Annotated in this window: 6 protein-coding genes and 1 tRNA gene; 6 read left to right on the forward strand and 1 reads right to left on the reverse strand. The window is 36.2% G+C overall.

Annotated elements, in window-relative coordinates; all coding sequences use genetic code 11:
- Positions 1-221: 221 nt before the first annotated feature.
- Positions 222-1481: a hypothetical protein gene (locus tag ACZQCL_RS03265; protein WP_117925831.1), complete on the forward strand. Its 1260-nt coding sequence runs from the start codon at positions 222-224 to the stop codon at positions 1479-1481.
- Between the two features lie 20 nt (positions 1482-1501).
- Positions 1502-2611, forward strand: coding sequence for a cell division protein FtsZ (ftsZ, locus tag ACZQCL_RS03270; RefSeq protein WP_117571723.1), 1110 nt, complete (start codon positions 1502-1504; stop codon positions 2609-2611).
- A gap of 233 nt (positions 2612-2844) precedes the next feature.
- Here ftsZ and ACZQCL_RS03275 read toward each other — a convergent pair.
- A tRNA-Gln gene (locus tag ACZQCL_RS03275) sits at positions 2845-2920 on the reverse strand.
- A 189-nt stretch (positions 2921-3109) separates the two neighbouring features.
- Here ACZQCL_RS03275 and ACZQCL_RS03280 point away from each other — a divergent pair.
- From ACZQCL_RS03280 to ACZQCL_RS03295, 4 genes are read left to right on the forward strand one after another with little or no spacing between them, the layout of a single operon-like run.
- A complete protein-coding gene (locus tag ACZQCL_RS03280; protein WP_482481837.1) occupies positions 3110-5350 on the forward strand; it encodes an MSCRAMM family protein in 2241 nt (746 codons plus the stop codon).
- Positions 5343-6908, forward strand: coding sequence for a SpaA isopeptide-forming pilin-related protein (locus tag ACZQCL_RS03285; RefSeq protein ID WP_482481838.1), 1566 nt, complete (start codon positions 5343-5345; stop codon positions 6906-6908). Before ACZQCL_RS03280 ends, ACZQCL_RS03285 begins: the two co-directional genes overlap by 8 nt.
- 34 nt (positions 6909-6942) lie before the next feature.
- Positions 6943-7101, forward strand: a complete 159-nt coding sequence (locus tag ACZQCL_RS03290; protein ID WP_482481839.1) for a hypothetical protein — start codon at positions 6943-6945, stop codon at positions 7099-7101.
- Positions 7102-7113: 12 nt separating this feature from the next.
- The gene (locus tag ACZQCL_RS03295) at positions 7114-7629 is read left to right on the forward strand and encodes a class C sortase (protein ID WP_482481840.1); all 516 of its coding nucleotides are present in this window, start codon (positions 7114-7116) and stop codon (positions 7627-7629) included.
- The last annotated feature ends 72 nt before the right edge of the window (positions 7630-7701 follow it).

Consider the following 7701-nt stretch of genomic DNA (forward strand, 5'->3'; position numbering starts at 1 on the left):
AAAAACGCCCCAAAATACTTTGGAGCGAATTTTAAGCTGCCTAGCACATTACCCTATGTAATCTTATAGCGTATCTAGACCCTAACTATTTTTATATAGTCAAAATTAGAAGGGTAGGCTTGTGCTGGCCCTTTTTTCATTGTCGAATTTAAAAAGAGAATCTTCTATTTTTGTTTCAAATATGGTATTATTGATAAGTAGTATGTAAAAGGAGACGTCGAATGAGTAAGAAAAGAGTTTATGCGGCTATCGAAATTGCTGATCAAGAGATTCGTCTTATCGTTTTAGAGATATTTGAAGCTCGTTACAACGTTTTAAGAACAGAAAGAGTTGCTTGTTCAGGTGTAGATAAAAATCAAAAGATTGTCGATGAAAGTGCTATTGTTACAGCCATTCGTCAAGCTATAACGAATGCACAGGCAGCTTTAGGATATCGAATTGAGCGTGTCTTATTGGCTGTTCCTAGTGTAAATGTAATGCGTAGCTCACAAAAGGTGCGTGTTCAGATTGAAGATGGTACAAAAAATATTCGTTTGTTCCATATTCAGCAAGGATTTAAAAACGCCATTCAAAAACGATTGAATGAAGATGTAGAATTTGTCAATGCGAATAAGGTGTCTTATGAAGTCAATGGACAAGTGAGTCAGAAACTTCCATTAAATCAGGAATGTGAAGATTTCATTATGGATGTAGATCTATTATATGCCGACAAGGAAACGATCTATTCGTATGCTCGTTGTGTGGAACAGGCAAATCTTGAAATCTTGGATCTATGTGTAGATTCATTTGCGATTGGTCAAGAAACTGCGGCTTTGGCACAGAGCACAGAAAGAGTCACAATCCAAATTGATTTGGAACAGAATCACTCTACTTTAGCTTTATTTAGTACAGGTCGTTTAATGACTTGTACAACTTTGGATTATGGATACTTATGGTTCATTGAAGATATCCAAAGAAAATATAAGTTAAGTGACGATGTATGTTACAGATTGTTGCAGAATATTTTCTCGGGCCAAGAAGATGAAAACAGTGATGTGATCGTTTATATTGAACAAAGAGAAGATATGCGTGTTGAGATTACGGCCAATGAATTAGCGAAGGCTTGTTTACCTCGTATTCGTCAATGGATTGCAGCTGTCAATGATGCATGTTTACCAATTGTTCGCCAAGGAAAATCAAGATATGTGATCACAGGACAAGGAAGTAACATTCCCGTATTGAAGGATCTAGATAAATCATTCAATGCGAGCGCAATGATCTATCAAGAACAAGCCATTGGTGCAAGAGATGGTGCATTTGTGTGTGGTTTAGGTATGGCTTATGCTTGGCAAGACATCAACCGTATTCACCATGATGACAGAATTAGTGCAAACAATAATGAATTAGAAGCAAGCATTGATTCTATTAATCAAAAGGCGCATACTGGTGAAGGTGGATTTACGAAGAAGTTAAAGAATGCTATTTTAGCAGATGAAGAATAAAAAAGAGAGGAAAATATTATATGACTGAATTTAATCAAGTAGCAAATATTAAAGTATTTGGTGTTGGTGGTGGTGGATCCAACGCTGTTAACCGCATGGTTGCTGATGGTGTTAAGGGTGTTGATTTCTATATCTGCAACACAGATGTACAAGTTATGAAAAACTCTCCTTGCGATAACAAAATCGTTTTAGGAAAAGAAACAACTAAAGGTTTAGGCGCTGGTGGAAATCCAGAATATGGACGTAAAGCTGCTGAAGAAAGTGAAGGAGAAATCCGCGAATCTGTAAAAGGAAGCGACATGGTATTTATCACTGCTGGTATGGGTGGTGGAACTGGTACGGGTGCTGCTCCATTAATCGCAAAGATTGCTAAAGAAGAAGGCGCTTTAACAGTTGCCGTTGTAACTCGTCCATTCACTTTTGAAGGTCGTCGTCGTGCAAACAATGCCAAAGATGGTATTGAAGAATTGAAAAAATATGTTGACTCATTAATTATCGTTTCAAATGACAACTTATTAGATGTGATTGGTCGTAAACCAATCGAAGAAGCATTCCAAGCTGCAGATAACGTATTACGTCAAGGTGTTCAAACAATCTCTGACTTGATTGCTGTTCCAGCATTGGTAAACTTAGACTTTGCGGACGTTCGTAGCGTTATGCAAAACCAAGGCCGTGCATTGATCGGTATTGGTATGGCAGAAGGAGAAGACAAAGCTATCTCTGCTGCTGAAAAAGCTATCCAATCACCATTATTGGAAGCACAAATCTCTGGTGCTAAATCAGCTATCGTAAACATCACTGGTGGTGACAAAGTTAGCTTATTTGATGCACAAAACGCTGTAGCTGTCATTCAAGATGCAGCTGGAGGAGATGTGGACTGTATTTTCGGTATCGCAATCAACGAACAATTAGGAGATGCGATCATCGTTACAGTTATCGCTACTGGATTTGAAGAACCAAAAGAAAAACAACGTAAAAGACGTAGTGAACCAGTAATTAAACAAGTTGCGAATGATACATTGTTCACAGAACCAAAAATCCAAGCGCCTGTTAACCCAGGTGTTGTAACTAGTGTTGAAAATAACACAAGTGATGATGAACAAATTCCTAACTTCTTCTTCAATCGTTAATAGACACATATAGAGAGCTTAGTAAAGGCTCTCTTTTATTATGTCTAATTAAGCCAAACAACTTAATTCGGTGATAATTAAGTCATATAGCTTAATTGATCATTCATTACCGACAAAATAATGACGGTAATACAATCAAAATGTCGGTAATGAATTTGAAAATGTCGGTAATATGTCGGTAATCTAAGAAAAAAGTATAAAAAAAACAGAGAATTGCTTCTCTGTAATAGGCATGGCTGGGGTACTTGGATTCGAACCAAGGAAATGTCAGATTCAGAGTCTGATGCCTTACCGCTTGGCTATACCCCAATGTGCCTATTTATAATACACGATTTGTGATTTTTTGACAAGTGTTTTTTATGTAAAACGCTTGTTTTTTTGCGTTTTAGACAAGATAGGAAGTATCGTAAGGAAATGCTTGGAATTAATGTCTTTTTCACATTGGGTTGTCAAAATAATAGGTGAGAAGAAAAGAATATATAAATGGGAGGTGAAGGAATGAAAAAGAAGATTTATATATGTATGAGTATTCTTATAGTATTTATTCTTTCTTTAAGTATTGTTCGTGCCAACACGATGGATACGTATGGAATGAGTTTAAAAGAAATGGAGATGATGGAGGAGTATAAAAAGGGAAATATCAATACGGATGAATTTATTGAATTGCGAAAAGCTAAGGCGGGTGAGTATGGTTTATTAGATTATTGTGACTCCACTTATTTTTTAAGTGAAGACTTTTATGATAACTATTCGGATGCGTATTTGATCAAGAATGGCTTGATGATTTTAGATCGCTATAGTGCAGGATTTGAAACGACTGTAGATGTGATGGAATCTAGAGCAAGTAGTGTAGTAAGTATGAGTCACCATCGGTATGAAGAAAAGCCTGGCTACTATATTGCGAATGGAATATGGAAATTGTCGAATTCGCATGAAGCATTTTGTGCGCAAGGATTAAATGCGTCTCCTGCAGCAGGAGATGTGACTTCCGATCCATATTTGGTTGAAAATGAGAACTTAAAGAAATGTTTGTACTATGGCTATAACGGTCCTGGAGATATATTAACATCTCGTTATGGCGTCAGTGGAGCAATTGTACTCACAAGTGAACTTGTATCGAATGCGTATAGTTCAAATTGTATTAGTAAGGCAAGTAATGATGGGTATCACTGGAATAAAGTAGTGGGTGGTTTATGGAATGAAATTATCGCAAAGCCAAGTGTTAAAAATTATTCAACCTATTTAGTAGATGTAGCTGGATCTGCCTATAACTGGCAAGGGGTGTTAACGCCGCTTCAAAAGTTGGCATATGGTGTATATGTGCCTACAGGTTCAGTAAAGCTTTTAAAGGTCAGCTCAAAGAATGAGATCAATCAATCGAATGCATCCTATACATTTTCTGGGGCTCTTTATGGATTGTATAAAGATTCTGGGTGTAAAGAAAAGATTGGTGAATTTAAAATTGATGAAAATGGTAAGTCCAATGTGATTGAAGATTTAGATATTGGTACTTACTACATTAATGAAATACTAGCGCCGCATGGCTATCAAAAAGATACAACAATCTATACGGTTAAGGTTGAAGATCAAGCGGTTCAAGAAATCGAAGTGCGTGATGTTCCACAAACCAATCTTGTGGATTTAGTTTTGGTGAAACAAGATGCCCAAACAGGAAATAAAGCGCAGGGTATGGCCAGCTTAAAAGATGCGAAGTATGAATTTAAGTTTTATGGAGGTCTTTATGATAAGGATCCAGCAAGTTTAGGTGTTTCACCAATACGTAGCTGGATATTAAAGACAGATAAGACAGGCAAGATTTTGATGGAAGATTCGTATAAAGTAAGTGGGGATGCCTTCTATACGGATCTGAATGGAAAGATATGTTTACCATTAGGTACGATTACGGTTCAGGAAATCGATCCTCCACAGGGGTATTTATTGGATAGCACAGTATATGTACAAAAGTTAGATCGTACAAGTAGTACATCGGAACATATTAGTGCATTTAAGACATTCAGTGTGAAAGATACAGTGAACCGTTTAAAGCTAGTCAAAGTACAGGAGGGTACGCAAATTCCATTGCCAAATGTCATCTTTAAGCATACGATGCCAAACTTACCTTTTCCTTTACAAGAAAAAACGAATGATAAAGGTGAAATTGAATGGATGGGTCTGACAAAAGGAAAACATACATTAACCGAGTTTAAGACTCTAGATGGATATGCCCTGGATATTCAGCCTATTGAATTTGAAGTGTTGCGTGATGGAAGTATTTCTGGAGTGGATCCTGTCATCACATTTTCAAATAAGGTGAATCCATTTTCTTTGAAGATTGTAAAGAAAAACAATATGCATCAATTACTGGATGGTGCTGTATTTGGATTATTTAAAGATAGTGAGTGTAAAGAAAAGATTGATGAGAAGAGTACGGTTGATGGTGTTGTATCTTTTGCGGATTTAAAGAATGGTGAAACGTATTATTTAAAAGAAATCAAGGCGCCAAGTGGCTATCAAAAGATAGATCGTGTGTATTGTATAAAAACGGATTTTATACCGGTTAAAGGACAATATGATGTGTATATGGATCAAGAAAAAGTAGATGGCTTATATGCGGATGGAAGTGTGAACTTGGAGTTTGTGAATGAAAGAATGACAAAGCTTCCACATACAGGTTCAAGTATGAGTTTGGTGTGTGTAATTGTAGGTGCCTATTTAATGTTGAGGAGAAATCATGAATAAAAGAAATTTAATTTATACAGGACTATTGATGTTGGCAATGGTCACAAGTCCTGTGAGCGCAAAAGAAACAAGTGTTTCCGTTGTGCATGGAATGGCAAATTTTAATGAGGGAGATGCGAGTATTGTGATTCAGGCAAATCAAAATCAATCCATGCAGGGTAAGTCGTTTAAAGTATATAAACTATTTGATGCGACAAATTCAAAGGACAATACTTCGATTCACTATACTTTAAATAGTGTATATGCATCTAAAATCAAGGAGCTTGTATCAAGTAAGTTATCGAAAACGGTATCGGATCAAGATGTAGTGGAATATATGATGTCTTTAGATAACGAAGGAAGTCAAAGTGAATATCGTACGTTTATTGAATCGATTCAAAATGCGATATCTTCTATGGAAGCTCGTATTGTGAATGTAGAGAGTTGCGATGTGAATGGAAATATTACGTTGGATAAGTTGGAATATGGTTTCTATTTGATTGATGAAATTACCAATGTATCCAATACTCATGCGGCAAGTTCTATGACGATGGTCAATACGGCAAATCCTAAGGCAACGATTAAAATTAAGTCGGATTATCCAAGTATTGTAAAGAAGATTTATGAAGATGACAACAATATAGGTTGGAATGATGTGGGTGATTTTGAGATTATGCAAGACATTTCATATAAGTATGAATCGAAAGTGCCGGATATGAGTGGATATGCTTCTTATTTTTTAGAGTTTGAGGATGAAATGGATCCTAGTTTATCTTTAAAAGAAGATAGTATACAAGTAAAGATCAAGGATACTCTTATTTCTGCTGATAAATATAGTGTTACTAAGACTTCAACTGGATTTAAAGTTACATTCCATGATTTTAAAGGACTTGCCAGTCAAGGAGATCCAATCTTGTTTACGTATGATGCGTATTTAAATGATTTGGCAGCCACAAAGATTTCAAAAAAGGGTTTTGAAAATAAGATACGATTAAATTTCTCAAATGATCCGCAAACGAATTCGAAAGGACAAACGCCTTGGGATAGTGTTGTGTGCTATACATATCAGGTGAGGGGTTTAAAGACAAATGAGAAGGATGTCAAACTTGAGGGGGCTACATTTAAGTTGTATCGTGATTCGAATTTGAGTGATTTAGTAAAGGTAAAGAAAAGCACAAATGGATATGTAGTTTCAAATGGTGTAGATGAAGAGATTGTATCCAACGCAAAGGGTGAGTTTGTGATTCAAGGCTTGGATCAGGGAACGTATTATTTAAAGGAAATCATGGCACCGGATGGATATACTTTATTAAAGGAAGCTATTGAAATTCAAATTACGCCTACATTTGTAGCGGATCGAAATAACTATACTTCGAATGGAGAGGGATTGGTTTCTCTATCGGCAACAAGTTTTAATACGCATTTAAATGCGAGTACGAATGATTTAAGTGTAGCTTTAAAAGTAGTGAATCAAACGGGTTCTAAATTACCGGTCACTGGATCTATGGGAACGATTGTCTGTGTACTAACGGGTGCTGGTATTATGGTGTATGTATGTAAGAAGAAAAGGGAAGAATAGGATTCTATTCTTTCTGGGTTTCTTGATTTGTGTATTGCCACTCATCTTAAATTTCTTCTTTCATCAAAGTGTAGAGAATGTCATTTCAAGTTTTTATTTAGAAGAAGAAAAAATGGATGAGGGCATATTAGAGTCGAGTTTTAATGCTGGGTTGAACTACAATCAAAATTTGTATTTGGGTAAAGAAAAATAAGAGTATGAAACGATGTTGAATACTTTATCATCAAGCGTAATCGCAACCATCCAGATTCCAGTGATCGATGTAGACTTACCAATTTATCGTGGAACGAGTGATGAAGTATTAAATCGTGGGATTGGTCATTTTGACTTTACAAGTCTTCCTGTTGGCGGAAAGAATTCGCATTGTATATTAACTGGTCATAGAGGCCTTCCTAGTGCCAAGCTTTTTACGCGTTTGGATGAGTTAAAGAAGAAGGATTTGATCTATATTCATGTGTGTAAAAAAGAATTGGTCTATGAGGTGGTGGATTCTATTGTGGTAGAACCGGAAGCTATCTTGGATATGGGTATTGAAAAGAATAGGGATTTGTTGAGTCTAGTGACTTGTACACCGTATGGGATCAATACGAAAAGGTTGGTTGTAAGGGCCAAAAGAGTGTTTCCTAAAAAGAAAGAGAAAGAAGTGCGTAAATCGTATTCTTTTAGGGAATTGTGTTTTATTTTAATTCCAATAATTTGTGTAATGGTGGTGAAATGGTGAAGAAAATTGGTTTGATCATTTTAATGATGATGGCATGTATTATGCCGATAAACGCAAACTCGATTAGCGTGG

The organism is Holdemanella sp. (assembly GCF_056804935.1).